This window comes from Streptomyces sp. NPDC033131 (assembly GCF_055578365.1).
On record NZ_JBVIPA010000016.1, the window covers coordinates 1 to 25,945 of the forward strand.

The window sequence follows — 25,945 nt, forward strand, 5'->3', positions numbered from 1 at the left end:
CGCCCGGTTACATTCCGAACCCGGAAGCTAAGCCTTACAGCGCCGATGGTACTGCAGGGGGGACCCTGTGGGAGAGTAGGACGCCGCCGAACAATTTTTGGAAGGACCCCTGGTCCCCAGCGTTCAGCTGGGGCCAGGGGTCCTTTTGTTTTTCCGGAGCGCGACGGGTACCCGATTGCGCGAGAATGACTTGCAGTACCGAAGACAGGAGTCACCGATGTCCACCAACTCTCCCGACGACCGACCGGAGCGCGACCAGCGGCGACGGGACAGTGGTGACCGCGGAGATCGGGGCGACCAAGGCGGCTACCGCGGGGACCGCGGCGGAGACCGTGGCGGGGTCCGCCGGGACAACGATCGTCGCGACAGTGGTCGTGGTGGTAACGACCGCGGTGCCCAAAGCCGCGGTGCCAATGACCGTGGCAGTGGCGATCGTGGTGGTGACCGCGGGGGTTTCGTCCGCCGCGATGACCGGCGGGACGACCGTCGCGACGATCGCGGAGTCGGCGGTGATCGCGGCGGCTTCCGCCGCGACGACAATCGCGGGGGCCCGCGCCGGGATGACCGCCGTGACGACAACCGCGGGGGCGGCCCGCGTCGGGACGACCGCCGTGATGACCGTCGCGGCGACGACCGTGGGGATCGTGGTGGGTTCCGTCGCGACGACAGCCGTAGCGCCCCCGGTGGCCGGCGTGACGATCGGCCTGCTGACCGTCGAGTCGGCGGTGACCGCGGGCCTCGTCCGGCGTTCCGGCGGGACGACCGTCCTACTGGGCCGCGTCGGGACGACCGCGGCGGTGGCTTCCGGCGTGACGGTGACCGTCCTCCCTTCCGTCGTGATGACCGTCCCGACCGCCCCGACCGTGGGGAGCGCGTAGAGCGTCGGGGCGACGACCGGGGGGACCGCGGTGGTTTCCGCCGCGATGACAACCGTGGCGGGTCCGGCGCTCGGCGGGACGACCGTCGCGGTGACGACCGTGGTGGCTTCGCTCGCCGCGATGACAGGCGGGACGATCGCCCCGCAGAGCGCCGTGACAGCGGCGACCGCGGTGGCTTCCGTCGTGACGAGCGTGACCGCGGGGTCCGCAGCGATGACCGTCCTCCCTTCCGTCGCGACGACCGCGGTGACCGTGGGGGTTTCCGTCGTGACGACCGCGGCGATCGCGGTGGGTTCCGTCCCGCCGACCGTCGGGATGACCGACGCGACGACAGCCGTGGCGACCGGGGCGACCGTGGTGGGTTCCGTCCCGCCGACCGTCGGGATGACCGGCGTGACGACAGCCGTGGCGACCGGGGCGGTGAGCGCGGTGGGTTCCGTGGTCGGGACGACCGTGGCGGGCCCCGTGGGCCCCGGCGTGACGACCGTGGTGGACGTCCCGGTGGCTTCCGTGGAAGTGATGACCGTCGCGGTGGCGGGCGTTTCCGTGACGAGCGCGACCGGGACCGCGAGCCGATCAAGCGGCTGCCGATCCCCGAGGACGTCACCGGCGAGGAGATCGACAAGGACGTACGGCAGGAGCTGCAGAGTCTGCCGAAGGGGCTCGCCGAAGACGTCGCCAAGAACCTGGTGATGGTCGCGCGGCTCATCGACGAGGAGCCGGAGAGTGCCTACGCCTACTCGAAGGTGGCTTTGCGGCTGGCGTCGCGCGTGGCTGCCGTACGAGAGGCCGGCGGGTTCGCGGCGTACGCGAACCAGAAGTACAGCGAGGCGCTCGCCGAGTTCAGGGCCGCGCGGCGGATGACGGGCGGTGTCGACCTGTGGCCCGTCATGGCGGACTGTGAGCGTGGGCTCGGGCGGCCTGAGAAGGCGCTGGAGATGGCCGGTGCGCCCGAGGTGCGCAAGCTGGACAAGGCCGGGCAGGTCGAGATGCGGCTGGTCGCGGCCGGCGCCCGGCGTGACATGGGGCAGCTGGAGGCGGCCATCGTGACGCTGCAGAGCCCCGAGCTGGCCTCCAACTCCGTACAGCCGTGGACCGCGCGACTGCGGTACGCCTACGCCGACGCACTGCTGGCGGCCGGTCGTGAGGACGAGGCGCGGGAGTGGTTCGCGAAGTCCGCGGAGGCCGACAAGGACGGCGGCACGGACGCCTCGGACCGGCTCGCCGAGCTGGACGGGGTGGAGTTCGTCGACGCCTTCGACGAGAGCGAGGCGGAGGCCGAGGCCGAGGTCGAGGCGGAGGTCGACTCTGAAGTCGAGGCTGACGACGACGTCGAGTCCCACGACGCCCCCGTGCAAGCCGTCGAGGACGACGAGTACGACGAGGACGACGAGGACGCCGACGGTGACAAGGGCGAGTACAAGGACTGACGTCCTTGAGTGAAAGGGCGGGACCCCGGGTATGGGGTCCCGCCCTTTCGCATGTCAGGCGTTCAGTGAGCGCAGCACCAGGCCCGAGGCCGGCTTCGGGCCGAACGACGTCGACTTGCGGGGCATGGTGACGCCCTGGCGGGCGAGGTCGCGTACGACCTCCTCGAGGACCGGGTGCATCAGGACCGCCGTACCGCCGTCGCGTTCCGCCTTCTCGACCGTGGCGGCCGTGTCGTGGATGTAGGCGATGTGGGCGGGGGAGTCCTCGGGGATGTGCCAGACGTGGTCGAGGAGGGTGGCGTGCAGGACCGTCGCGTCCAGGGTGCGCCAGGCGGCCGGGCGGTCCGGGGGGATCGTGCGGGCCAGCACGGCGGGGTCGGGACGGTCGACGAGGTGGAAGGCACCGTCGCCGGCCAGCAGGAACGCGTTGCCCGCGCGGGCCGCGTCGGCCAGGGCGTCCAGGGCGTCGGCCAGCGGGACGTCGAGGTGGCGGACGCGGAAGAGGCCCTCCAGGGGCGCCAGGGCCTGTGTGACCGGCAGGTCGTGCAGGAGGCGGTGGATGGCGCGGACGCGCAGCGGGTAGCGGGCCGTGTCGACGAGGAGGACCAGGCCGTGGTCCCAGGGGCTGGGGGAGGGGTGCTCCGCGCGTAGACGCCGGTAGGTGGCCCAGCGGTGGTGGCCGTCGGCGATGAGGGCCTGGCGGTCGGCGAGGTCGGAGCGGATGCCGGCCAGGTCACCGGGATCGGTGACAGACCACAGGCGGTGGCTGAAGCCGTCCTCCGTGGTCGTCGCGAGCAGGGGAGGCTGTGCGGCCGTGCGTTCGACCACCTCGGCGGTGGCGGACGCGGATCCGTCGCCGCGATACGTCAGGAGCAGGGGCTCCAGGTTCGCGGAGGTGGCGCGCATCAGGGCCGCGCGGTCCGCGACGACGTGCGGCATGACGTCCTCGTGGGGCAGGACCACGCCCTCCGACGGTTCCGACAGGAGCAGGGCGCCGATGATGCCGCGCTGGAGCATGCCGTCGCCGTCGCGCTGCTCGTAGACGTACAGGCCCGGTTCGGGGTCGGTGGTGAGGATGCCCTCGGACAGCCATCGGTGCAGGGTGTCCGCGGCCTGTTCGTTGCGGACGTCGGGGGTGGCGGCCTGGGGCAGGATCAGCCTGACGATGTTGTACGGGTCGGCGGACTGGAGGTGGTACAGGCCGTCGGGGCGGACGACGACGTCGTACGGCGGTGAGGTCACGGCGGCCAGGCTGCCGACCCGGTCGGGGTCGTAGCGCAGGCCTCGGAACGGGGTGAGTTCCAGGCCTCGGCGCGCCGTTGCTTCCGAGTGACCTGCTGTGTTCATCCCGGCATCGTACGGGTGTCGGTGGCATGCGCGATGATCGGGGGAAAGCGAGCTAACGAGGAGCGATGCGGAATGAGCCAGGCCGTGAGGACGAAGCCCGAGGGCATGGGGCAGGCCCTGAGCGAGGAGTACGACACGGCGCTGCTCGATCTGGACGGGGTGGTGTACGCGGGAGGTAACGCGATCGCGTACGCCGTCGAGTCGCTCGCGACCGCGCGGGCGGGCGGGATGCATCTCGCGTACGTCACCAACAACGCGCTGCGGACGCCCGACGCCGTGGCCGACCACCTCACGGAGCTGGGTATACCGACGGAGGCGTCGGACGTCATCACCTCCGCGCAGGCGGTGGCCCGGCTGATCGCCGAGCAGGTGCCGGCGGGAGCGCGGGTGCTGGTGATCGGCGGGGAGGGGCTGCGGGTGGCGCTGCGCGAACACGGGCTGGAGCCCGTCGAGTCGGCGGACGACGATCCGGCGGCGGTCGTGCAGGGGTTCGGTGGGCCCGAGCTGCCGTGGGGCCGGTTCGCGGAGGCGAGCTACGCCGTCGCGCGGGGGGTGCCGTGGTTCGCGTCCAACACCGACCTGACGATTCCCAGCGCGCGCGGGATCGCGCCGGGCAACGGCGCGGGGGTGGCGGTCGTACGGATCGCCACGGGTGCCGAGCCGCAGGTGGCGGGCAAGCCGTTGCCGCCCATGCACCGGGAGACCATCCTGCGGACCGGCGCCGAGCGGCCGCTGGTGGTCGGGGACCGGCTGGACACGGACATCGAGGGCGCGTTCAACGGAGACGTGGACTCGCTGCTCGTCCTCACCGGGGTGACGGACGGCGCGCAGTTGCTCGCCGCGCCGCCGCAGCACCGGCCGACGTATGTCGACGCCGATCTGCGGGGGATGCTCACCGGGCAGCCCGAGGTCACCGAGGAGGGCGACGGGTTCCGGTGCGGTGGCTGGACGGCGGTGGCGGGTGCCGAGCGGCTGGAACTCGACGGTGAGGGCGAGTCCCTGGACGGGTTGCGCGCGCTGTGCGCGGCGGCCTGGACGGCGGCCGGAGAGGGTGTGTGCGCGCTGGACGGGGGAAAGGCGCTGGCGCGGCTTGGTTTGTGAGCCGTGGGCGCGGCTACCCGGGCGATCGTGACACGGGATCGTGGCCAAATACGAGGGTAGGCTAACCTAACCACGTGTTGGTCGACATTCCCCCCGAACAGCGCGCGGAGGCTGCCCCCGCGCCCCCGAACCGCCAGGCGATACGCGCCGTTGGGCTGCTGGTCTCCGTGGTGATCCTGGTGGTCGTCGCGTCGGCGAGCATCGCGATCGGAGCCAAGGCGCTGTCCATGGGGCAGGTCTGGCACGGCCTGTTCCAGGATTCGGGGACGTACGGCGACGTCGTGGTCGCCGACCGGCTGTCGCGGACCGTGCTGGGGCTGCTCGCCGGTGCCGCGCTCGGCCTGTCCGGGGCCGTGCTCCAGGCCCTCACGCGCAATCCGCTGGCCGATCCCGGACTGCTCGGCATCAACGCGGGAGCGTCCGCCGCGGTCGTCACCGCCATCACCTTCTTCGGCGTCACCTCGCTGAGCGGCTACGTCTGGTTCGCGTTCGTCGGTGCTGCCACGGTCGGGGCGATGGTCTGGTTCCTCGGCGGCAGCCGGGGAGCGACCCCGGTGCGGCTGGCGCTCGCCGGAACCGCGATCAGCGCCGCGCTCTACGGCTATCTCCAGGCCGTGATGATCATGGATGACGTGGCGCTGTCCAGGATGCGCTTCTGGACCGTCGGTTCGCTGGCCTCGGCGAACAACTCGGCCATCCTGCAGGTGCTGCCGTTCCTCGCGGTGGGCACCGTCCTCGCGCTCGCGCTCGCCCGGCCGCTGAACGCCATGGAGATGGGCGACGACACCGCCAAGGCCCTGGGCGCCAACCTCAACCGCACCCGGGCACTGGCCATGCTCTCCGCGACCGTGCTGTGCGGGGCGGCGACCGCCGCGTGCGGGCCGATCGTGTTCGTCGGTCTGATGGTCCCGCACGTCGTACGGTCCTTCACCGGGCCCGACCTGCGCTGGATCCTGCCGTACGCGACCGTCCTGTCGCCCGTGCTGCTGCTCGGTGCCGACGTCCTCGGCCGGATCGTCGCCCGGCCCTCGGAGCTCCAGGTCGGCATCGTCACCGCGATCCTCGGCGGCCCGGTCTTCATCTATCTCGTACGACGGCGGAGGACGGCGCAGCTGTGAAGACCAACCGTGCCCTCAGGACTCCGGGCGGGCTCTCGCTCCGTGTGGACGTCCGTGCCGTCACCGTCGTGGGCCTGCTGCTGCTCGCCGCGCTCGCCGCGAGCGTCGTGCTGATCGGCACCGGCGACTTCCCGATCCCGGCCGCCGACGTACTGAAGACGCTCGTCGGCGACGGCAACGCGGGACAGGAGTTCATCGTCAACGAACTGCGGCTGCCGCGGGTCCTCGTGGGGCTCCTGGTCGGCGCCTCCCTGGGCGTCGGGGGTGCGCTGTTCCAGGCCGTCTCCCGCAATCCGCTGGGCAGTCCGGACGTGCTCGGGCTCGGGCAGGGCGCCACGGCCGGCGCGCTCGTGGTGATCGTGCTGTTCTCCGGCAGCGCGGCGCAGGTCACCCTCGGCGCGCTCGTGGGCGGACTCGCGACCGGATTCGCCATCTATCTGCTCGCCTGGAAGCGGGGTGTGCACGGGTACCGGCTGGTTCTGGTCGGTATCGGTGTCTCCGCGATCGTCACCGCGATCAACGGCTATCTGCTCACCGTGTCCGACATCGTGGACGCCGCCCGTGCGGTCGTGTGGATGACCGGCTCGCTCGCCGGGCGTGACTGGGAGCAGGTCTGGCCGCTGCTCACGCTGTGCGCCGTGCTCGTGCCGCTCGTCCTCGCCAACGCGCGTGGGTTGCGGATGATGGAGATGGGCGACGACGTGTCCTACGCCCTCGGGGTGCGCGTCGAGCGCGTACGGCTGCTGCTGCTGGTCGCCGCCGTCCTGCTCACCGCGACCGCCACCGCGGCCGCCGGCCCCGTCAGCTTCGTGGCGCTCACCGCACCGCAGCTGGCCCGCCGCCTGACCCGCTCGCCCGGCCCGAACCTCCTGCCGTCCCTGTGCATGGGCGCCGCCCTCCTGGTCGCCGCCGACTGGGTCTCGCAGCGCACCTTCGGTGCGGACCAGGTGCCCGTGGGCGTGGTCACCGGTGTCCTCGGCGGCGTCTACCTGCTGTGGCTGCTGGTCGGCGAGCGCAAGGCGGGCCGGATATGAGCCCGCGGAAGCCGGAGACGAGCCCGCAGAAGGAACCCCGGCCCGAGACCCGCGGCACGGCGAACGAGAACCCCCGAAGGAGCACTGTGAACCGCCTGTCCGCCGAGAACGTGACCCTCGCCTACGACCAGCGGGTCATCGCCGAGGAACTGTCGGTCGAGATACCCGACAACTCCTTCACCGTGATCGTCGGCCCGAACGCGTGCGGCAAGTCCACGCTGCTGCGGGCGCTGTCGCGGATGCTGAAGCCGAACCAGGGCCGGGTGCTCCTCGACGGCGACGTCATCCAGTCGATGCCGGCGAAGAAGGTCGCGCGCACCCTCGGACTGCTCCCGCAGTCGTCGATCGCGCCCGACGGCATCACCGTCGCCGACCTCGTCGGCCGCGGCCGCTATCCGCACCAGGGCATCCTGCGCCAGTGGTCCACCGAGGACGAGCGGGTCGTCCAGGAGTCCATGACCCAGACCGGGGTCGCCGAACTAGCCGACCGGTATGTCGACGAGCTGTCCGGCGGTCAGCGCCAGCGCGTGTGGATCGCGATGGCGCTCGCCCAGCAGACCCCGCTGCTGCTGCTCGACGAGCCGACGACCTTCCTCGACATCCAGCACCAGATCGACGTCCTCGACCTGTGCGCCGAGCTGCACGAGGAGCAGGGCCGGACCCTGGTCGCCGTGCTGCACGACCTCAACCACGCCGCCCGGTACGCCACGCACCTGATCGCCCTGAAGGACGGCACGATCACCGCCGAGGGCGCCCCGAACGACATCGTCACCGCCGAACTGGTCGAGGAGGTCTTCGGGCTGCGCTGCCAGGTCATCGACGACCCGGAGACGGGCACGCCGCTGGTGGTGCCGGCGGCACGGAAGGCGCGTACGGAGGCGAAGGTCGTGGCCGCGGAAGCGAAGGCCGGGGCCGCCTGAGCGACGGTCGTGGCTAAAGGAGCTTCCTGAGCTGGAGCAGGTCCCGTAGGCCGGCCTCCAGCTTCACCCGGCCCGAACCCCAGGCCTTCGCGAAGTTGAGCTCGCCTGCGACCAGCGCCACCAGGTCGTCGCCGGCCATCGTCAGTCTGATCTGGGCCTTGTCCGGCGGAGGACCCTGGAGCGTGTCGGTCACCCGGATCCGGCCGCCGGTCATGCGGCCGACGAAGGTGACGTCCAGGTCGGTGATACGGCAGCTCACCGAGCGGTCCAGGGCCGCCGCCGTGCGGACGTCCCCTTCGGCGCTCTGCATGTTGTCCGAGAGCTTCTCGAGTGCGGCGCGGCACTCCTCGATCGTGGCCATCGCGCTCGACGGTACCGCAGCGCTTCAAGGTAGCGTCTGGGCATGAGCGACACAGTGCCGGAGAACGAGGCACCGCAGGACGCGCCGGTGGAGCCCGACGACGACCCCGCCGCCCCCGCCCCGCTGAACGTGCCCCGCGGCCCGACGGGCAACGCCGAGGTCGACGCCCTGCTGGAGCGGCTCGCCGATGCCGACCACCTCGCCACCGACGGACACCTCGAGGTGTACGAGGATGTACACGGGGGGCTGCGTGACGCGCTCACCGCGCTCGACGCCCGCCCGGGACCTCCGGCGCCCCCCGCGCCGTACCAGAGCAGGAGCTGAACCGAACGTGGCAGGAGTCGCACGCCGTCGTCTCGACGCGGAGCTGGTCCGCCGGAAGCTGGCGCGCTCGCGCGAACACGCCAGCCAGCTGATCGCCGACGGGCGGGTCACCGTCGGCAAGGCCGTCGCGACCAAGCCCGCCACACAGGTGGAGACCGCGGCGGCGATCCTGGTCGCGGTCGACGACGGCGATCCCGACTACGCCTCGCGCGGCGGCCACAAGCTGGCCGGCGCGCTCGAGGCCTTCGTGCCGGAGGGGCTGGTCGTCGAAGGGCGGCGGGCGCTGGACGCCGGCGCTTCCACCGGGGGCTTCACCGACGTCCTGCTGCGGTCGGGCGCGGCGCACGTCGTCGCCGTCGACGTCGGTTACGGCCAACTCGCGTGGTCTCTGCAGAGCGATGAACGCGTCACCGTCAAGGACCGTACGAACGTACGCGAGTTGACGCTCGAAGCGATCGATGGGGAGCCTGTGGATCTTGTCGTGGGGGACCTGTCCTTCATCCCGCTCGGCCTGGTACTGCCCGCCCTGGTGCGGTGCGTGAAGCCGGATGCCGATCTGGTGATGATGGTCAAGCCACAGTTCGAGGTGGGGAAGGAGCGGCTGGGCAGTGGGGGAGTCGTACGAAGTCCGCAGCTGCGGACCGAGGCCGTGAGCGCGGTGGCGCGGCGGGCGTGGGAACTGGGGCTCGGCGTGAAGGGTGTCACCGCCAGTCCGCTGCCCGGGCCGTCCGGGAATGTCGAATACTTTCTGTGGCTGCGGTCGGGGGCACCACCCCTGGACCCGGCCGACGTTGACCGTGCAGTGGCGGAGGGGCCGCGTTGAGCCAGAACCGAGCTCGTACTGTTTTCCTGCTCGCCCACACCGGGCGGCCCGCGGCGATCCGCAGCGCCGAACTGGTGGTGAAGGGACTGCTGCGCGAGGGCATCGGCGTGCGCGTCCTGGAGGCGGAGGCACTGGATCTGCCGCTGCCGGAAGAGGTGGAGCTGGTCAAGGAGGCGACCCCGCAGTGCCTCGACGGGTGCGAGTTGCTGATCGTGCTCGGGGGTGACGGGACGCTGCTGCGCGGCGCCGAGTTCGCGCGGGCGTCCGGGGTGCCGATGCTGGGCGTCAACCTGGGGCGGGTGGGCTTCCTCGCGGAGGCCGAGCGGGACGACCTCGACCGGGTCGTCGAGCGGGTGGCGACGAAGGCGTACGAGGTCGAGGAGCGGATGACCGTCGATGTCGTCGTGCATCGCAACGGGGACATCGTTCACACCGACTGGGCGCTGAACGAGGCCGCCGTGCAGAAGGTCTCCGCCGAGAAGCTGCTCGAGGTCGTGCTGGAGATCGACGGGCGGCCGGTCACCGGGTTCGGGTGTGACGGGATCGTGCTGTCCACTCCGACCGGGTCCACGGCATACGCGTTCTCGGCGGGCGGGCCCGTGGTGTGGCCCGAGGTCGAGGCACTGCTGATGGTGCCGATCAGTGCGCACGCGCTGTTCGCGAAGCCGTTGGTGACCTCGCCGGACTCCGTGCTGGCGGTGGAGGTGCTGCCGCACATTCCGCCGGGTGTGCTGTGGTGTGACGGGCGGCGGACGGTGGAGCTGCCGCCGGGGGCGCGGGTCGAGGTGCGGCGGGGGGCTGTGCCGGTGCGGTTGGCCCGGCTGCATCACGCGTCGTTCACCGATCGGCTCGTGGCGAAGTTCGCGTTGCCGGTTTCCGGTTGGCGGGGGGCGCCGCACTAGCGCTGCCAGAGGGGGCGCGGGGGTTGTTCGCGCGGCTGCGGGTGGTCCGTGGCTGGTCGCGCACTCCCCCGCGCCCCTGAGGCAGATCCACTCGCCCGGGTGACGAGTGAGGCCTGTGCGCATTCGTTACCTGCACCTTCACATGTCAGGGGCGGGGGCCGTCGCACTCCCCCTCCCCGACCTCGTAAGGTCGTGTCCGTGCTGGAGGAAATGCGGATACGGTCGCTCGGAGTCATCGACGACGCGGTCGTCGAGCTGTCGCCCGGGTTCACCGCTGTCACGGGTGAGACGGGTGCCGGCAAGACCATGGTGGTCACCAGCCTGGGGCTGTTGCTCGGTGGTCGTGCCGACGCGGCGCTCGTGCGGATCGGCGCCAAGAACGCGGTCGTGGAGGGGCGGATCAGTGTGTCCGCGGGCGACTCGGCCGCCGTACGGGCCGAGGAGGCCGGGGCCGAACTCGACGACGGTGCGCTGCTGATCAGCCGTACCGTTTCCGCCGAGGGGCGGTCCCGGGCGCACCTGGGCGGGCGGAGTGTGCCCGTGGGGGTGCTCGCCGAGCTCGCCGACGAGTTGGTGGCCGTGCACGGGCAGACGGATCAGCAGGGGCTGCTGAAGCTGTCCCGGCAGCGGCAGGCGCTCGACCGGTACGCGGGTGACGCGGTGGCCGGGCCGTTGGCCAAGTACACCGCGGCGTACCGGCGGCTGCGGGCCGTCTCCGTCGAGCTCGACGAGATCACCACGCGTGCGCGTGAGCGGGCCCAGGAAGCCGACATGCTGCGCTACGGGCTCGACGAGATCGCCGGCGTCGAGCCGCGCGCCGGGGAGGACGTGGAGCTCGCGGAGGAGGCGGAGCGGCTCGGGCACGCGGAGGCCCTGGCGTCCGCCGCCACGGCTGCTCACGCCGCGGTCGCCGGCAATCCGGAGGATCCCGAGGGCATCGACGCCGCCACGCTCGTCGCGGGCGCGCAGCGCGCCCTGGACGCCGTGCGGTCGTACGACCCGGCGCTGGCCGGGCTCGCCGACCGGGTCGGGGAGATCGGGATCCTGCTCGGCGACGTGGCGGGGGAGCTCGCCGGGTACGCCGACGACCTCGACGCCGATCCGCTGCGGCTGGCGGCCGTCGAGGAGCGGCGGGCCGCGCTGACCGCGCTGACGCGCAAGTACGGCGACAACGTCGCCTCGGTGCTGGACTGGGCCGAGCGCAGTGCCGCGCGCCTCACCGAGCTGGACGGCGACGACGACCGGATCGGTGAGCTGACCGCCGAGCGGGACGGGCTGCGGGTCGAACTCGGCGGCCTGGCACAGGCGCTGACGGACGCGCGGACGGAGGCCGCCGAGCGGTTCGCGGCCGCCGTGACCGCCGAGCTGGCCTCGCTGGCCATGCCGCACGCGCGCGTGTCCTTCGACATCCGGCAGACCGAGGACCCCGAGGGCGTCGAGGTCGGCGGGCGGGCGGTCGCGTACGGGCCGGCCGGTGTCGACGAGGTCGAGCTGCTGCTGGCCCCGCATCCGGGTGCGCCGCCCCGGCCGATCGCCAAGGGCGCGTCCGGTGGTGAGCTGTCGCGCGTGATGCTGGCGGTGGAGGTGGTCTTCGCCGGGACCGATCCCGTGCCGACCTATCTCTTCGACGAGGTCGACGCCGGGGTCGGTGGCAAGGCAGCGGTGGAGATCGGGCGGCGGCTGGCCCGGCTCGCGAAGACCGCGCAGGTCGTGGTGGTGACGCACCTGCCTCAGGTGGCCGCGTTCGCCGACCGGCAGCTGCTGGTGGAGAAGACCGACGACGGGTCCGTGACCCGGTCCGGCGTGAAGGTGCTGGAGGGCGAGGACCGGATCCGGGAACTGTCCCGGATGCTCGCCGGCCAGGAGAACTCCGAGACCGCTCGGGCGCACGCGGAGGAGCTGCTGGCGACGGCCAGGGCGGACGGGTGACGAACCGAGCTGAGCCGGGCTCGCTCCCGGCACCGTGCTGGCTGGGGTTGGGTTCTGGCACCGTGCCGGTTGGGGCTCGGTCCCGGCACCGCGTCGATTGAGGTTGGGTTCCGGTACCGCGTCGACTGGGGTTGGGTTCCGGTACCGCGTCGGCTGGGGTTGGGTTCCGGCACCGTTCCGGCCGGGGCTCGGTCCCGGCACCGCGTGGACCGCGGTGGGGTCCCGGCACCGTGCCGGCCGGGGTTGGGTTCCGGCACCGCGTGGACCGCGGTGGGGTCCCGGCACCGTGCCGGCCGGGGTTGGGTTCCGGTACCGCGTCGGCTGGGGTTGGGCTCTGGCACCGTTCCGGCCGGGGCTCGGTCCCGGCATCGCGTGGACCGCGGTGGGGTCCCGGCACCGTGCCGGCCGGGGTTGGGTTCCGGCATCGCGTCGACCCGGGCTCGGCCCGGCATCGCGGAGACGCCGGTCCTGTCCCGGCACCCCGTTGACAGGCCTCGTCACCCCGCGGTGTTGGCGACCCGCTGGTTCCCTGAGGTGGCGGCATGATCACGCGGATGAGGAGGAGCGCCGGCTTCGTCCTGGCGGCCGGGCCGGGCCGGGTGACCATGGCGGGACTGCGCGCCCCGGCCCCCGGCGGCCGGGACCGCGGGGAGCGGAAGAACTACGCCGGCCGGACCGTCGAGCTGTACGCGGGCCCCGCGTGCGTCGTGGCGGACGCGCTCGGGGCAGCCCGGGTCCGTCCCGCCGCCGGATTCGCAGTCCTCGCCGCCGGTGTCTGCGATGCCTACGACGATGTCGCCGGAGCCGGTGACCTTCGGCGCGGGTTCAGGGCGCACCTGTCCGCTCTCCGGGACGGCGAGGCCACCAGCGGGCAGTGAAGCTGTTCGGGGTCTCAGCGGCCGGGCTCGTCGCGGGAGCCCTGCTGAAGGAGCGGGCCGTCGACAAGGTGCTCGCGGACGTCGTGATCGCCGGGGCCGCGCATTTGGTGAACTTCGTGGACGTACGGCCGGGAAGGGCGGCCGCGGCGGTCCTCGTACTCGGGCGCGCCCGGACTGCTGAGGGCGGGGCCCGGGGCGGAGCTGTCCGCGGCCGCCGTGGGCGCTGCCGTGGCCGTACTGCCCGACGACCTCGGTGAGCGCGCGATGATCGGCGACACGGGCGCGCACGCGCTGGGTGCGGCCCTGGGCGCCGCCGTGGTCGCCGGCAACGGGCGCGCCGGGCTGCTCGCGCACGCCGTCGCGATGGTGGCCGCGGCGTGTACGGGGACGGGGTGAGCGAGGTGGCGCGCTCGGTGGGCGGTGGGCGACGGGATGCCAAAGAAGGGATCATGCCCCTTCCTCGGGTGGAACAGTGAGGGCACATATGTGCGGAACGCATCCCTCCTTCGCTCGTGTGGGTGACTCGACCCGCCCTGCCTCCGGGCCGGCCGGCACCCGGCGTTCCCGGAACACCCGTACGTACTGGCATCCTTGGCCTGGAACGCAGTAACGCGTAGGAAGCGCGCGGTACACCCCTCCGCCCGACACCTTCTGTACGTTTCCTCGTGACCGCCCGACGCCGAACCAGGAGCCCCGGCCACGTGACCCCCGTGAGCAGCCACTCACCGCACGGCCAGTCGCCGCTGCGCACCGTACAGGTGCTGGGCGGAGGCAACGCCGGCAGCAGCGCGCACGTGCGCTCCCTGACCTCGGGGCTGGTGGCGCGGGGCGTGCGGGTCACGGTGTGCGCCCCCGTCGAGGCGGATCGCGCCTACGACTTCACCGGGGCCGGTGCCGAGCACGTGCACGTACCGCGCAGCAGCGACCCGGGCTCCGTGGCCGCGCTGCGGATGGCGTGCACCAACGCCGACCTGGTGCACGCGCACGGGCTGCACGCCTCCTTCCGCGCGGTGCTCGCGCTGAGCGGGCGGCGTACCCCGCTCATCGTCACCTGGCACGACCGGGCGCACGCCGAGGGTGCTCGCGCCCATTTCCTGCGCCTGTTGGAGCGGCGGGTGGTGAAGGCCGCCGCCGTGGTGCTCGGCACCACCTCGGCCCTGGTGGACCGGGCGCGCCGGACCGGAGCGCGGGACGCCCGGCTCGCCGCCGTCGCCCTGCCCGGACCCCGTACGGCCGCCGAGCCCGAGGACCCCGACCGGCTGCGCCCCAAGGTCCGGGCCGAACTCGGCGCCACCGGACGCCCCTTGCTGATGGCCGTCGGCTCCCTCGACCGGCACCGCGGCTACGACCTCCTGCTGGACGCCACGCGCGTGTGGCGGCGCCTCGACCCGGCGCCGCTGGTGGTGATCGCGGGGGAGGGGCCGTTGCGCGGGGAGTTGCAGCGGAGGATCGAGGACGAGGGACTGCCCGTCCGGCTCATCGGGCGGCGGGACGACGTCACCGAGCTGCTCGCGGCCGCCGACCTCGCGCTGCTGCCGAGCAGTGGGGAGGCGCGGGACGTCCTCGCCCAGGAGGCCCTCCACGCGCGCGTGCCGCTCGTCGCCTCCGACGCGGGCGGTGTCCCCGAACTCGTCGGCGAGGCGGCCGAACTCGTCCCGGACGGGGACGCGGAGGCCTTCGCCGAAGCCGTCGTACGGCTGCTCGCGGATCCCGGGCGCCAGGAACTGCTGCGGGACAAGGGCGTGCGTCAGGCTGCCACCTGGCCGACCGAGGACGAGACCGTCGCCCAGGTCCTCAGTGTCTACGACGAGTTGACCCAGCCGCGGCCCCTGGGCTGAACAGGCGCCGGGCTACGGCACCAGCCGACGCGCCCGCAGGGCCAGGCTCAACGCCAGTACCGTCTGCGGGTCGTCGAGATCGGTGCCCAGCAACTCGCCGATGCGGGCGAGGCGGTTGTACAGCGTCTGCCGGTTGAGGTGGAGCTCGCGTGCCGTCTCCGCCTTGCGGCCCGCGTGCGCCAGATACGTCTCCAGGGTGGGCAGCAGCGGCGGCTTCGAACGGTTGTCGTGGTCGCGGACGGGGCCGATCGCGCGGTCCACGAAGGCCGCCAGGTCCGGATCGTCGCGCAGCCGCCACAGGAGCAGGTCGATGTCCAGCCGGCGGGCGTCGTACCACGGCCGGTCCGACAGCCCCTGCGCCGCGGTCGCCGTCTCCGCCGCGTGCCTGAGGCCGGCCGAGGCCGCCGCCCAGCCGCCCGCCACGCCGACGACGACCACCGGCGGCTGCGCCCCCGGCCGTTGTATGCCGGCCCGTTCCACGCCAGTCCTGAGCGCCGCCGCGACCCGGTCCGCGACCGCCGCCCGCTCCGACTCCGCACGCAGGCCCACGAGCAGCGGAACGCGGCCTTCCACGGGGCGTACGCCCAACAGGACCGGCACCCCCACGGACGCCAGTTCCTCCGCGACCGCACGCGCCAGGACCGCCCACCCGCCGCCGGGAGACAGGGCGTCGCCGACGCGCATCACCACCGGCAGCAGCGGGCTGTCGCCCGGTTTGAAACCCAGCACCCGGGCCTGGGCGGGCGCGTCCTCGGCCGCGACGCGTCCCTCGGCGAGGTCGGTCAGGAAATCCCCCCGTCCCCGCGCCGCCAGCTCCTCCTCCTGCCGGGCCTGCATCAGGACCACGGCCAGGATGCCCGCGGCCCGCTCGGCCGCCATCCGGTGCACGGGCGCGAGCGGGGCACGGACGGGCAGCAGGACGAGGCGGGCGCGGACCGAACCCGTCCCCGGCCCGCCGCCCGGTACGTCCACCAGGACCGAACCCGCGGGCGGGGTGTCCTTGTGCTGGCCGCGCAGGCCCTCCCACACCTGGAGCGGATCCGCGCCCTCGGGGCCGGCCCCGGCGGCGTACAGGAGCAGGCCGTCCGTCGTCTCCAGGAAGACCGGGTTGCCGGAGAAGTCGGCCAGGATGCCCAGTACCTGAGGGATACCGCCGCCGCCGAGCAGGGCCTCGGTACACCTCCGGTGCACCTCCTCCGCCCGCTGGAGCAGCGCGTAGTGGCCGTTGACGATCTCGGTGTGAATCTCCTCGGTGACCGCCACGAAGGCCACCTCGCGGTGCAGTTGGACCAGCGGCAGCCCGGCCGCGCGTGCCGTGTCGACCATGGCGGCGGGCAGCCGGGTGAAACGCGGGCCGAGCTCCACGACGAGGGCCGCGACGCCGCGCTCGGCGAGGGTGCGGACGAACGCGCGCTGTTCGGCCGGACGGGTGCCCAGGGCGTAGCCGGTCGTCAGCAGCAGCTCACCGCCCTTGAGGAGCGAGGCGATGTTGGGCACCTCGCCCGCGTGCACCCAGCGCACGGTGCGCTCCAGCCGGTCCGCACCCGCGAGGACCTCGGGCAGCCCGCTGCGCAGGCCGGGCAGCTCCAGGGCGCGCTGAACGGTGATCCCGGCACCCCGGCTCTCGAATCGGTGGTCCGTGCGGCTGTCCATGCAGCGGACGCTACCTGCGCCGCTCCGGGTTGGGGAGATCGCCGCCGGGTAGCGGCGGGGCATGGACATCAGCGTGGTCGCCGTGGGGCGCGAGGACGACAGTCCGGTCGACGAGCCGGTGCGGGTGGCGGTGCTCGCCGACCGGCTCGGATATCGCGAGGTGTGGGCGGGTGAGGGACCGACCTGGGACTCCTTCGTACTGGCGGCGGCGATCGGGCGGGCCACCGAACGGGTCGCGCTCACCGCCGGACCGGTCCCGGTGTCCGTGCGCGACCCGTTCACCATCGCCCGGGGCGCGGCAGGCGTCGCGGCCCTCATCGGCCGCCCGGCCGGGGTGGCGCTGGGCACGTCCAGCAAGCGGGTGGTGGAGGGCGTGCACGGGCGGCCGCGGGTCCGGCCGGCGGCCGTGATGGAGGAGAGCGCGGCGGCCGTACGGCGTCTTCTGCACGGTGTGCCGGGCGAGCCGGTCGTGCCGGGCAGCCCCTTCCGGCGCCGGCTCCCACCGCCCGGCGGCGGGCTCACCGTGGCGGCGTTCGGGGACCGCGCGATCGCCACGGCCGCCGCGCACGCCGACCGCATGCTGCTCGACCTCGTGTCGCCGGAGCAGGTGCGCGTGCTGCGGGCCAAGCTGCTCGCGGCGGCCGAGCGAGCCGGCCGCACCCCGCCCACGCTGGCCGCCTGGCTGCCCGCGGCCGTCGATCCGGCACCGGAGTCCCTCGCCCAGGTCATGGGAAGCATCGCCGGGTATCTGACCGTGCCGGGCTACAGCGACATGTTCACCGCGGCGGGCCTCGGCGAAGCGGTGGAGCTGGCCGCGGCCGGCGCCGGCCGGGACGCCCTGCTGCGCGTGCTCCCGCCCCGGGCCGCGGGCGCGGTCGGTCTGGTCGGGGACCTCGACGCCGTACGGGCCCGGATCGACGCCTATGCCGAGGCCGGGCTCGACGAGATCGCGCTGGTCCCGGCCACGGCGGGTGACGCGGCGGGGGAGCGGACGCTGACCGCGCTCAGGCCGGCGTGATGTTGTGGTTGAAGCGGAAGACGTTGTCCGGGTCGTACTGCCCCTTGACCGCCGCCAGCCGCCGGGCGTTCTCGGCGCCCAGCCCGGCCTCCACCCGGTCCGCGCCCTCGTCGCCGATGAAGTTGAGGTAGACCGCGCCGGTGCTCCACGGCCGGACGTCGGCGCGCACGTCCCGGACCCACTGGATGGCGCGTGCGTCGTCGGCCGCGTCCTCCCAGGCCGCGAACGGGTGCACCGCCCACGGCGCGTCCCGGTACGGCACGGGGTACTCGTGCGGCCCGTCGGCGATCGCGCCGCCCTGCGGGAACAGCACGTGCTGGGTGCCGGACGGTACGGGCATGGAGTGCGCGCGGTCGCAGAAGACGTTCACGAAGTCGTCGGGCGCCTGCGAGACGTACTCCGCCGACCAGTAGTTCCGCAGCCCGGGCGGATCGTCGATCATGCACTGGACGTCGGCGTACGGCATCGCCCCGACGATCTCCGCCTCGTGCGGCAGCGCCAGCAGCGGCTCGGCGAGCTTGCGCATGTCATCCTCGCCACCGGCGTACGTCAGCAGCATCCCGCACAGCAGCGTGCCGACGAGGTGCGGCGGGACGAAGTCCTCGGGCGGTCCGGTGAGATAGATGACCCCGCCGGCCGCCTCGACCGGGGCGACCGCGATCAGGTCGCGGTAGGTGCGGACGACCTCGGGGCCGTGCTCCGGCAGGTACAGGAGCAGGGCGATGGAGAACGCGGGCAGTTCGTGCAGCTTCAGCGTGAGCGCGGTGGCGATGCCGAAGTTGCCGCCGCCGCCGTGCAGGGCCCAGAACAGCTCGGGGTTCTCGTCGGCGTTCGCGTGGATCCGGTTGCCGTCGGCGGTGACCAGCTCGACGCCGAGCAGGTTGTCGATGGCGAGCCCGCAGCAGCGGTCCAGCCAGCCGGTGCCGCCGCCCAGGACGAAGCCGCCGACGCCGGTCGTGGAGGCCCGCCCGCCGGTGGTGGCGAGGCCGTAGGGCTGGGTGGCGCGGTCGAGGTGGCTCATCGTGGCACCGCCGCCGACCCGTACCGCCTCGGCTGCCGGGTGGACGGTCACCTCGTGCATCCGCCGTAGATCGACGACCAGCCCGCCGTCGTTCAGCGCCATGCCGGCCACGCTGTGCCCGCCACCGCGGACCGCGATGTTCAGGTCCAGCTCCCGCCCGAAGCGCACGGCCCGTACGACGTCGTCCTCGTCCACGCACTGTGCGATCACCGCGGGCCGCCGGTCGATCATGCCGTTGTGGACGACCCGGGCCTCGTCGTAGCCCGGATCCCCGGGAGCGAACACCCCTCCGGTCAGATCCTCGCGAAGCGCGGTGAGAGCCGCGCCCGCCTTCGAGAGGGAAGCCATGGCCGCCCCCTTCCGTGCGGGGGATAGGTGACTTCCAGCCTAGGCGGGAGCGGCGGGCCGGTCCTGTTCAGCCGCCGTAGGCTCCCGACGCCGTCAGACGCAGGGCCGTGTCGATCAGCGGCACGTGGCTGAACGCCTGCGGGAAGTTGCCGACCTGGCGTTGCAGGCGCGAGTCCCACTCCTCGGCCAGCAGCCCGAGGTCGTTGCGCAGGGACAGCAGCTTCTCGAACAGCTTGCGGGCCTCGTCGACGCGGCCGATCATCGCGAGGTCGTCGGCCATCCAGAACGAGCAGGCGAGGAAGGCGCCCTCGTCGCCGGGCAGTCCGTCGACGCCCTCGTCGGCCCCGTCCGTCGGGTAGCGCAGGATGAAGCCGTCCGACGTGGACAGCTCGCGCTGGATCGCCTCGATCGTGCCGATCACGCGCTTGTCGTCGGGGGGCAGGAAGCCCATCTGCGGGATCAGCAGCAGGGAGGCGTCCAGCTCCTTGGAGCCGTACGACTGCGTGAAGGTGTTGCGCTCCTTGTCGTAACCCTTCTCACACACGTCCCGGTGGATGTCGTCGCGCAGTTCGCGCCACTTCTCCAGCGGGCCGTCCGCGTCGCCGGACTCGATCAGCTTGATCGTGCGGTCGACGGCGACCCAGGCCATCACCTTGGAGTGCACGAAGTGGCGGCGCGGGCCGCGCACCTCCCAGATGCCCTCGTCCGGCTCGTCCCAGTGGTCCTCCAGGTAGCGGATGAGCTTCAGCTGGAGCAGGGAGGCGTAGTCGTTGCGGGCCAGGCCCGTCATGTGGGCCAGGTGCAGGGCCTCGGTGACCTCGCCGTACACGTCCAGCTGGAGCTGGTGCGCGGCGCCGTTGCCGACCCGGACCGGCCCGGAGTTCTCGTATCCCGGCAGCCAGTCCAGCTCGGCCTCGCCCAGCTCGCGCTCGCCCGCGATGCCGTACATGATCTGCAGGTTCTCCGGGTCGCCGGCGACCGCCCGCAGCAGCCACTCGCGCCAGGCGCGGGCCTCTTCGCGGTAGCCGGTGCGCAGCAGCGAGGACAGGGTGATCGCCGCGTCCCGCAGCCAGGTGTAGCGGTAGTCCCAGTTGCGGACGCCGCCGATCTCCTCCGGCAGGGAGGTGGTGGGAGCGGCGACGATGCCGCCCGTCGGGGCGTACGTCAGCGCCTTGAGCGTGATCAGGGAGCGGACCACCGCCTCGCGGTACGGGCCGTGGTACGTGCAGTGCTCGACCCAGTCCCGCCAGAAGTCCTCGGTGGCCTCCAGCGACTGCTCCGGCTCCGGCAGCGGCGGCGGCTGCTTGTGCGAGGGCTCCCAGGAGATGGTGAACGCGATCCGCTCGCCCGGGGCGACCGTGAAGTCCGCGTACGTCGTGAGCGACTTGCCGTAGGTCTCGGCCTCCGTGTCGAACCACACGGAGTCGGGGCCGGCGACGGCCACCGTACGGCCCTCGTGCTTGTGCACCCACGGGACGACCCGGCCGTAGCTGAAACGCATCCGCAGCGCCGAGCGCATCGGGACGCGGCCCGAGACGCCCTCCACGATCCGGATCAGCTGCGGGGCGCCGTCACGGGGCGGCATGAAGTCCGTCACACGGACCGTGCCACGGGGGGTGTCCCACTCCGATTCCAGGATCAGGGAGTCGCCGCGGTAGCTGCGCCGGGCCGCGGTGGGCGGCGCGGCGTCGGCAGCGTGCGCGGGTCCCAGCCGCCAGAAACCGTGTTCCTCGGTGCCCAGCAGACCGGCGAAGATGGCATGCGAGTCGAAGCGGGGCAGGCACAGCCAGTCCACCGTGCCGTCCCGGCAGACCAGGGCAGCGGTCTGCATGTCTCCGATGAGTGCGTAGTCTTCGATGCGCCCGGCCACGTGCAACTCCAGTCGAACGGCCACGTCGCCCCCGGAAAACGGGGGGCTGTCGCTAGTGCGGTCAAGGGGTCTTTGTCATACGTCGTTGAGTGGTGAAGCAAAACAGGCTGTGGTGCCGTGAGGCAAAACGACAACTGTTGCTCAACGAACTGACGAGCTCTCGTTGTTCCGGTGCTTACGGGCGGGGGTGGTGCCGTGTTGCCGGCCTGGCTCGTTCAGCGAGTGTCCGAGCAGGATACGACGCACGTAGATGATCCGCGTGCCCCTCCGGGCAACGCAGGTGCGCCGAACGGGTGAGCAAGGGGTGAGAAACGCGTGAGGCCGTGCAGGCTGTGCCGACCCGTGCGCGGAGCGTGGCCGGAAGCCATCTCGTCCGGGCGCTGATACCCTGGTAGCCCGTGGACCGGTGGGCAAGAAACCCCCGAACCGCAGCGACGGCTCCCCCAGAAAAACCCGGTGTCTCCGGGCCGGAAGCCGCCCCGCACCCCCAGACCGCGACCACGGGAGCCCCCTCTTGGCCATGACGCCCAAATCCACGACGACCAAGCACATCTTCGTCACCGGGGGTGTCGCCTCCTCGCTCGGCAAGGGCCTGACGGCCTCCAGCCTCGGCATGCTGCTCAAGGCGCGGGGCCTGCGCGTCGTGATGCAGAAGCTCGATCCGTATCTGAACGTCGACCCGGGCACGATGAACCCCTTCCAGCACGGTGAGGTGTTCGTCACCAACGACGGCGCCGAGACCGACCTGGACATCGGGCACTACGAGCGTTTCCTCGACCGTGACCTGGACGGCTCCGCCAACGTCACCACCGGCCAGATCTACAACACGGTGATCGCCAAGGAGCGGCGCGGCGAGTACCTGGGCGACACCGTGCAGGTCATCCCGCACATCACCAACGAGATCAAGCACCGCATCCGCCGCATGGCGACGGACGAGGTCGACGTGGTGATCACCGAGGTCGGCGGCACGGTCGGCGACATCGAGTCGCTGCCGTTCCTGGAGACGGTCCGCCAGGTGCGGCACGAGGTCGGTCGCGACAACGTCTTCGTGGTGCACATCTCGCTCCTGCCGTACATCGGCCCCTCGGGGGAGCTGAAGACGAAGCCGACCCAGCACTCGGTTGCGGCCCTGCGCAACATCGGTATCCAGCCGGACGCCATCGTGCTGCGCTGCGACCGTGAGGTCCCCACCGCGATCAAGCGGAAGATCTCGCTGATGTGCGACGTCGACGAGGCAGCCGTGGTCGCCTGCCCCGACGCCCGCTCGATCTACGACATCCCCAAGACCGTGCACGGCGAGGGCCTGGACGCCTATGTCGTCCGCAAGCTGGACCTCGCGTTCCGCGACGTGGACTGGACGACCTGGGACGACCTGCTCGACCGCGTCCACAACCCCGACCACGAGATCACCCTCGCCCTGGTCGGCAAGTACATCGACCTGCCCGACGCCTACCTGTCGGTCACCGAGGCGCTGCGCGCGGGCGGTTTCGCCAACAAGGCCCGCGTGAAGATCAAGTGGGTCACCTCGGACGACTGCAAGACGCAGGCCGGCGCCGCCCAGCAGCTCGGTGACGTCGACGGCATCTGCATCCCCGGCGGCTTCGGCGACCGCGGTGTGCTCGGCAAGGTCGGCGCCATCCGCTACGCCCGCGAGAACAAGATCCCGCTGCTCGGCCTGTGCCTGGGCCTGCAGTGCATCGTGATCGAGGCCGCCCGGAACCTGGCCGACATCCCCGACGCCAACTCCACCGAGTTCGACGCGGCCACCGGCCACCCCGTCATCTCCACCATGGCCGAGCAGCTCGACATCGTCGCCGGCGAGGGCGACATGGGCGGCACCATGCGCCTGGGCATGTACCCGGCCAAGCTGGCCGAGGGCTCGATCGTGCGCGAGGTGTACGACGGCAAGGAGTACGTCGAGGAGCGCCACCGGCACCGCTACGAGGTGAACAACACCTACCGCGCCGAACTGGAGAAGAAGGCGGGCATCCTGTTCTCCGGCACCTCGCCGGACGGCAAGCTCGTCGAGTACGTCGAGTACCCGCGCGAGGTCCACCCCTACCTGGTCGCGACGCAGGCGCACCCGGAGCTCCGCTCGCGCCCGACGCGTCCGCACCCGCTGTTCGCCGGTCTCGTGAAGGCCTCGGTCGAGCGGAAGAATTCGTAGCAGCACAACAGTTGTACGGTGGCCGGGGCGCGCGCATTCAAAAGGTGGGCGCCCCGGCCTCTTTGCGCACGTGGAAGGACAGGGCATGACGATCAAGGACACCCCCGAGGCGTGGGAGATCCGGTCCACCGAGACTCCTTTCGTGGGCAACAAGACCTCCGTCCGCACGGACGAGGTGGTCATGCCCGACGGTTCGGTGGTCGGCCGCGACTACCAGGTCCACCCCGGCTCCGTCGCCGTCGTCGCCCTCGACGGCGAGGACCGTGTCCTGCTCATCAAGCAGTACCGGCACCCGGTGCGGCAGAAGCTGTGGGAGATCCCGGCCGGCCTGCTCGACGTTCCCGGCGAGAACCCGCTGCACGCCGCCCAGCGCGAGCTGTACGAGGAGGCGCACGTCAAGGCCGAGGACTGGCGGGTCCTCACCGACGTGTACACGACGGCCGGCGGCTGTGACGAGGCCGTACGGATCTTCCTCGCCCGCGGTCTGTCCGAGGCGGAGGGGGAGCGCTTCGAGGTGGAGGACGAGGAGGCCGACATGGAGCACGCGCGCGTGCCGGTCGACGAGCTCGTCCGGGGCGTGCTCGCGGGGGACCTGCACAACAACTGCCTCGTCGTCGGAGTGCTCTCCCTGGTCGCCGCGCGCGGCGGGGACGGGCTCGAAGCGCTGCGTCCGGCCGAGGCGCCCTGGCCCGCGCGACCCTTCGAGTCCTGAACCCACAGACCCCGCCGCTCATGTGACCATCGGCTGATCCGATCGGGGGACGTGTCCGCCGCGCTCCACACGGAACGTAGCAGAGCGTGAACTAGGCTCTGGAAACGCCCGAACCGGAGTCCCGGCGGGCTTGCGCGTGCGGTGGGACGGGAGTGTGGCCCGTGACGGATCAGGCGGTGGACACAGGCGGCGTGCAGCTGTCCGGAAACGCTGCTGCGGAGTCTCGATTCCTGGGCCGTACAAGAGAGTTGAAAGAACTCCGCGCCGACATCGAGCGCGCCGGCCTGGACACCATCTCCGGCCGCAAGGCTCCCCGCGCACGCGTGCTCCTCATCGCGGGCAAACCCGGCTCGGGCCGTACGGCGCTCGCCGAGGAACTCGTCCGGCAGGTCGCGGACCGTTACCGGGACGGCGTCCTGCGGGCCCGGCTCAGCGAGCCCGACGGCACCCCCGTGCCGACCGAGTACGCCGCCCGCGAACTGTTGGTGGCACTGGAGCTGCCGACGCCCGCCGGAGCCGCCGAGGACGACCTCACGGCCGCCCTGCGCGAGGCCCTTGCCGACCGCAGGGTGCTGCTCCTGCTCGACGACGCGGCCACCGCCGAGCAGGTCGACGCCCTGCTGCCGGACACCCCGGACTGCCTGGTTGTGGCCGTCTCGGGGGGGCCGCTGACCGGGATCGCGGACGTTCGCCCGTGCACCCTGGGCGGCCTCGACACCAAGTCCGCCCTCGAACTGCTGTCCCGGCACACCGGTTCCGTGCGCATCACCGTCGACCCCCGGGCCGCCGAGGGCCTGGTCGAGGAGTGCCAGGCCCAGCCCGCCGCGCTGACGCTGGCCGGCGGCTGGCTCGCCGCCCGGCCCAAGGCGGCCGTCGCCGACCTCGCCAAGCACCTGCACACCGAGGGCGACGAAGGAGCGACCCCGCTCAGCAGGGTCTTCCGGCTTGCCTACATGTCCCTGCCCGCTCCGGCCGCCCGGATACTGCGACTGCTCTGCCTCGCCCCGGCCGGCCTGGTCGACCCGCACACCGCCGCCGCGCTCGCCGGCTGCTCGGTGGGCGGCGCCCGCACCACCCTGGACGACTTCGTCGCCCTCGGCCTGCTGCGCGCCGTGCCCTCGCCGCTGCCGCAGTACGAGGTGCCGGGCTGTCTCCAGCCGCTGCTGAAGGCGCTCGCCGAGTCCCACGACCGCCCCGCCGAGCTCCAGCTGGCCCGCGCCCGGATGCTGGAGCGGACCGTACGGCTGCTGCAGTCCTGCCGGGCGATCACCGAGACCGACGACCCCGGCACCCGCGAGAAGCTGCAGGGCATGCCGCGCTCCCTGCGCTTCCCGAGCCCGAGGGCGGCGGCCGACTGGCTGAGCATCCGCAGGCCCGCCCTGCTCGCCGCGGTCCGTCTCGCGGTCGCCGACGGCGAGCTGGACACCCTCGCCCGGCGCCTGATGTCCCAGCTCGTGCGGGCGATGGTCGCCCACTTCGGCACCCAGGCCGCCGCGCCCGATCTGTACGGCATCCACCGCCTCGTCCTGGACGTGGCCGAGCGCCGCCGGCTGCCCCGCGAGAAGGCCGCCGCGCTCCTGAACCTCGCCGACCTGGACGCCAGGACCGGCCGCACCACCAAGGCCCTGGCCCGCTATCGGGCGGCCCTGGACGCCGGACGGGAGGCGAACGACCCGTACGCGACCGGCCGCGCGATGGAATCCGTAGGCGGCGCGTACCTGGAGCTCGGGGACTACGACCGGGCCGCCGACTGGTACGGCCGGGCCCTCGTCCAGCGCCTCGCCCGGGACGAGCGCGCAGACGCAGCGCGGCTGTACGGCCGTATCGCGGCGGCCCACACCTACGCGGGCCGGTACGGCGAGGCGCAGCGCAACTGGCGGGCCGCGGTCGCCGGGTACCGCAGATACGGCGATGTGGCCGCCCACGCACGGGCGTTGAGTGAACTCGCGCGCGTCCAGGAGTACGCCGGACGGCCCGAGGAATCGTTGGACACCTGCCAGGAGGCCGTGGAGTGGGCGCGTCGCGCCGAGGACGTACGCCTGCAGGCCGCACTGGAGTTGCGGCTCGCCGACACGCTGGAGCACCTCGGGGATCCCGCGGCGGCGGCACTGCACAGGGGCGCGGCCGAGCGGCTGCTGGGGGAGGAGCCGCAGGGGCCTGACGGGGTCGCCGGGGAGGCCGATGGGGAGGCCGATCCGGTCCCGGAGCCCCCCAATCTACCGGAACACAGCGCTAACGCCTGCGAAATCCGTAGTACATCCGCTGAAGATTGA

The 25,945-nt window shown here is 72.6% G+C and carries 21 protein-coding genes, 1 rRNA gene and 1 pseudogene; 18 read left to right on the plus strand and 5 right to left on the minus strand.

Annotated elements, in window-relative coordinates; translation table 11 throughout:
- The 4 genes from rrf to ACZ5XS_RS21230 form a co-directional block, all read left to right on the plus strand.
- Window positions 1–92 (plus strand): 5S ribosomal RNA (rrf, locus tag ACZ5XS_RS21215); the annotation flags it as partial.
- A gap of 321 nt (window positions 93–413) precedes the next feature.
- Window positions 414–878 carry a hypothetical protein gene (locus ACZ5XS_RS21220; protein ID WP_468653782.1) on the plus strand — a complete coding sequence of 155 codons (465 nt, stop codon included), beginning with the start codon at window positions 414–416 and terminating at the stop codon, window positions 876–878.
- Window positions 879–923: 45 nt separating this feature from the next.
- The gene (locus ACZ5XS_RS21225) at window positions 924–1,571 is read left to right on the plus strand and encodes a hypothetical protein (RefSeq protein ID WP_468653784.1); all 648 of its coding nucleotides are present in this window, start codon (window positions 924–926) and stop codon (window positions 1,569–1,571) included.
- A complete protein-coding gene (locus ACZ5XS_RS21230) occupies window positions 1,463–2,308 on the plus strand; it encodes a tetratricopeptide repeat protein (protein ID WP_468653777.1) in 846 nt (281 codons plus the stop codon). The genes ACZ5XS_RS21225 and ACZ5XS_RS21230 overlap by 109 nt, the downstream gene beginning before the upstream one ends.
- 54 nt (window positions 2,309–2,362) lie before the next feature.
- Here ACZ5XS_RS21230 and ACZ5XS_RS21235 read toward each other — a convergent pair whose 3' ends face one another.
- Window positions 2,363–3,655, minus strand: a complete 1,293-nt coding sequence (locus ACZ5XS_RS21235; RefSeq protein ID WP_468653501.1) for a DUF1015 family protein — start codon at window positions 3,653–3,655, stop codon at window positions 2,363–2,365.
- 72 nt (window positions 3,656–3,727) lie between these two features.
- Between ACZ5XS_RS21235 and ACZ5XS_RS21240 the strand changes: the two genes are divergently transcribed.
- The 4 genes from ACZ5XS_RS21240 to ACZ5XS_RS21255 all read left to right on the plus strand — a co-directional run bounded on the left by ACZ5XS_RS21240 (window position 3,728) and on the right by ACZ5XS_RS21255 (window position 7,828).
- A complete protein-coding gene (locus ACZ5XS_RS21240) occupies window positions 3,728–4,756 on the plus strand; it encodes an HAD hydrolase-like protein (protein WP_468653503.1) in 1,029 nt (342 codons plus the stop codon).
- 74 nt (window positions 4,757–4,830) lie between these two features.
- Complete coding sequence (locus ACZ5XS_RS21245) at window positions 4,831–5,874, plus strand: FecCD family ABC transporter permease (RefSeq protein ID WP_468653504.1); 1,044 nt, start codon at window positions 4,831–4,833, stop codon at window positions 5,872–5,874.
- Window positions 5,871–6,908, plus strand: a complete 1,038-nt coding sequence (locus ACZ5XS_RS21250) for a FecCD family ABC transporter permease (protein ID WP_468653506.1) — start codon at window positions 5,871–5,873, stop codon at window positions 6,906–6,908. The genes ACZ5XS_RS21245 and ACZ5XS_RS21250 overlap by 4 nt, the downstream gene beginning before the upstream one ends.
- On the plus strand, window positions 6,905–7,828 hold the full coding sequence (locus tag ACZ5XS_RS21255; protein ID WP_468653508.1) for an ABC transporter ATP-binding protein: 924 nt from the start codon (window positions 6,905–6,907) through the stop codon (window positions 7,826–7,828). The genes ACZ5XS_RS21250 and ACZ5XS_RS21255 overlap by 4 nt, the downstream gene beginning before the upstream one ends.
- A 13-nt stretch (window positions 7,829–7,841) precedes the next feature.
- Here the strand turns inward: ACZ5XS_RS21255 and ACZ5XS_RS21260 are convergent, their stop codons facing one another.
- On the minus strand, window positions 7,842–8,189 hold the full coding sequence (locus ACZ5XS_RS21260; RefSeq protein WP_217242290.1) for an SCP2 sterol-binding domain-containing protein: 348 nt from the start codon (window positions 8,187–8,189) through the stop codon (window positions 7,842–7,844).
- 42 nt (window positions 8,190–8,231) lie between these two features.
- Between ACZ5XS_RS21260 and ACZ5XS_RS21265 the strand changes: the two genes are divergently transcribed.
- The 6 genes and pseudogenes from ACZ5XS_RS21265 to ACZ5XS_RS21290 all read left to right on the plus strand — a co-directional run bounded on the left by ACZ5XS_RS21265 (window position 8,232) and on the right by ACZ5XS_RS21290 (window position 14,883).
- The gene (locus ACZ5XS_RS21265; RefSeq protein ID WP_468653510.1) at window positions 8,232–8,513 is read left to right on the plus strand and encodes a hypothetical protein; all 282 of its coding nucleotides are present in this window, start codon (window positions 8,232–8,234) and stop codon (window positions 8,511–8,513) included.
- A gap of 7 nt (window positions 8,514–8,520) precedes the next feature.
- Window positions 8,521–9,336 (plus strand): TlyA family RNA methyltransferase, encoded by an 816-nt coding sequence (locus ACZ5XS_RS21270; protein WP_468653512.1) that lies wholly within the window; start codon window positions 8,521–8,523, stop codon window positions 9,334–9,336.
- Window positions 9,333–10,238: an NAD kinase gene (locus ACZ5XS_RS21275; protein ID WP_217242293.1), complete on the plus strand. Its 906-nt coding sequence runs from the start codon at window positions 9,333–9,335 to the stop codon at window positions 10,236–10,238. The genes ACZ5XS_RS21270 and ACZ5XS_RS21275 overlap by 4 nt, the downstream gene beginning before the upstream one ends.
- 210 nt (window positions 10,239–10,448) lie before the next feature.
- Window positions 10,449–12,167, plus strand: coding sequence for a DNA repair protein RecN (gene recN, locus ACZ5XS_RS21280; RefSeq protein WP_468653778.1), 1,719 nt, complete (start codon window positions 10,449–10,451; stop codon window positions 12,165–12,167).
- A gap of 542 nt (window positions 12,168–12,709) precedes the next feature.
- A pseudogene (locus tag ACZ5XS_RS21285) lies at window positions 12,710–13,521 on the plus strand (hypothetical protein).
- Window positions 13,522–13,746: 225 nt separating this feature from the next.
- Window positions 13,747–14,883 (plus strand): glycosyltransferase family 4 protein, encoded by a 1,137-nt coding sequence (locus ACZ5XS_RS21290; protein ID WP_468653514.1) that lies wholly within the window; start codon window positions 13,747–13,749, stop codon window positions 14,881–14,883.
- A 12-nt stretch (window positions 14,884–14,895) separates the two neighbouring features.
- On the opposite strand, the gene ACZ5XS_RS21295 is transcribed toward ACZ5XS_RS21290, so the two are convergent.
- The gene (locus ACZ5XS_RS21295; protein WP_468653516.1) at window positions 14,896–16,536 is read right to left on the minus strand and encodes a PucR family transcriptional regulator; all 1,641 of its coding nucleotides are present in this window, start codon (window positions 16,534–16,536) and stop codon (window positions 14,896–14,898) included.
- 61 nt (window positions 16,537–16,597) lie between these two features.
- Between ACZ5XS_RS21295 and ACZ5XS_RS21300 the strand changes: the two genes are divergently transcribed.
- Entirely contained in the window at window positions 16,598–17,554 is a 957-nt protein-coding gene (locus ACZ5XS_RS21300; RefSeq protein ID WP_468653518.1) for an LLM class F420-dependent oxidoreductase, read from the plus strand.
- On the opposite strand, the gene ACZ5XS_RS21305 is transcribed toward ACZ5XS_RS21300, so the two are convergent.
- Both ACZ5XS_RS21305 and ACZ5XS_RS21310 read right to left on the minus strand, forming a co-directional pair.
- Complete coding sequence (locus tag ACZ5XS_RS21305) at window positions 17,541–18,923, minus strand: FAD-binding oxidoreductase (RefSeq protein WP_468653520.1); 1,383 nt, start codon at window positions 18,921–18,923, stop codon at window positions 17,541–17,543. The genes ACZ5XS_RS21300 and ACZ5XS_RS21305 overlap by 14 nt on opposite strands.
- 67 nt (window positions 18,924–18,990) lie before the next feature.
- The gene (locus ACZ5XS_RS21310) at window positions 18,991–20,793 is read right to left on the minus strand and encodes a glycoside hydrolase family 15 protein (RefSeq protein WP_217238776.1); all 1,803 of its coding nucleotides are present in this window, start codon (window positions 20,791–20,793) and stop codon (window positions 18,991–18,993) included.
- A gap of 520 nt (window positions 20,794–21,313) precedes the next feature.
- On the opposite strand from ACZ5XS_RS21310, the gene ACZ5XS_RS21315 reads away from it, so the two are divergent.
- The 3 genes from ACZ5XS_RS21315 (at window position 21,314) to ACZ5XS_RS21325 (ending at window position 25,945) form a co-directional block, all read left to right on the plus strand.
- Window positions 21,314–22,960, plus strand: a complete 1,647-nt coding sequence (locus tag ACZ5XS_RS21315) for a CTP synthase (protein ID WP_217238777.1) — start codon at window positions 21,314–21,316, stop codon at window positions 22,958–22,960.
- Between the two features lie 85 nt (window positions 22,961–23,045).
- Window positions 23,046–23,672 (plus strand): NUDIX domain-containing protein, encoded by a 627-nt coding sequence (locus tag ACZ5XS_RS21320; protein ID WP_468653522.1) that lies wholly within the window; start codon window positions 23,046–23,048, stop codon window positions 23,670–23,672.
- Between the two features lie 161 nt (window positions 23,673–23,833).
- Window positions 23,834–25,945, plus strand: a complete 2,112-nt coding sequence (locus tag ACZ5XS_RS21325) for a tetratricopeptide repeat protein (protein ID WP_468653524.1) — start codon at window positions 23,834–23,836, stop codon at window positions 25,943–25,945.

Excerpts from the sequence above, each read along its gene's own strand:
- ACZ5XS_RS21300 (WP_468653518.1), top strand. The coding sequence starts at position 16,598 with ATGGACATCAGCGTGGTCGCCGTGGGGCGCGAGGACGACAGTCCGGTC.
- ACZ5XS_RS21260 (WP_217242290.1), bottom strand. The coding sequence starts at position 8,189 with ATGGCCACGATCGAGGAGTGCCGCGCCGCACTCGAGAAGCTCTCGGAC.
- ACZ5XS_RS21240 (WP_468653503.1), top strand. The coding sequence starts at position 3,728 with ATGAGCCAGGCCGTGAGGACGAAGCCCGAGGGCATGGGGCAGGCCCTG.
- recN (WP_468653778.1), top strand. The coding sequence starts at position 10,449 with ATGCGGATACGGTCGCTCGGAGTCATCGACGACGCGGTCGTCGAGCTG.
- ACZ5XS_RS21320 (WP_468653522.1), top strand. The coding sequence starts at position 23,046 with ATGACGATCAAGGACACCCCCGAGGCGTGGGAGATCCGGTCCACCGAG.
- ACZ5XS_RS21295 (WP_468653516.1), bottom strand. The coding sequence starts at position 16,536 with ATGGACAGCCGCACGGACCACCGATTCGAGAGCCGGGGTGCCGGGATC.
- ACZ5XS_RS21255 (WP_468653508.1), top strand. The coding sequence starts at position 6,905 with ATGAGCCCGCGGAAGCCGGAGACGAGCCCGCAGAAGGAACCCCGGCCC.
- ACZ5XS_RS21225 (WP_468653784.1), top strand. The coding sequence starts at position 924 with ATGACAACCGTGGCGGGTCCGGCGCTCGGCGGGACGACCGTCGCGGTG.
- ACZ5XS_RS21265 (WP_468653510.1), top strand. The coding sequence starts at position 8,232 with ATGAGCGACACAGTGCCGGAGAACGAGGCACCGCAGGACGCGCCGGTG.
- ACZ5XS_RS21220 (WP_468653782.1), top strand. The coding sequence starts at position 414 with ATGACCGTGGCAGTGGCGATCGTGGTGGTGACCGCGGGGGTTTCGTCC.
- ACZ5XS_RS21315 (WP_217238777.1), top strand. The coding sequence starts at position 21,314 with ATGACGCCCAAATCCACGACGACCAAGCACATCTTCGTCACCGGGGGT.
- ACZ5XS_RS21305 (WP_468653520.1), bottom strand. The coding sequence starts at position 18,923 with ATGGCTTCCCTCTCGAAGGCGGGCGCGGCTCTCACCGCGCTTCGCGAG.
- ACZ5XS_RS21235 (WP_468653501.1), bottom strand. The coding sequence starts at position 3,655 with ATGAACACAGCAGGTCACTCGGAAGCAACGGCGCGCCGAGGCCTGGAA.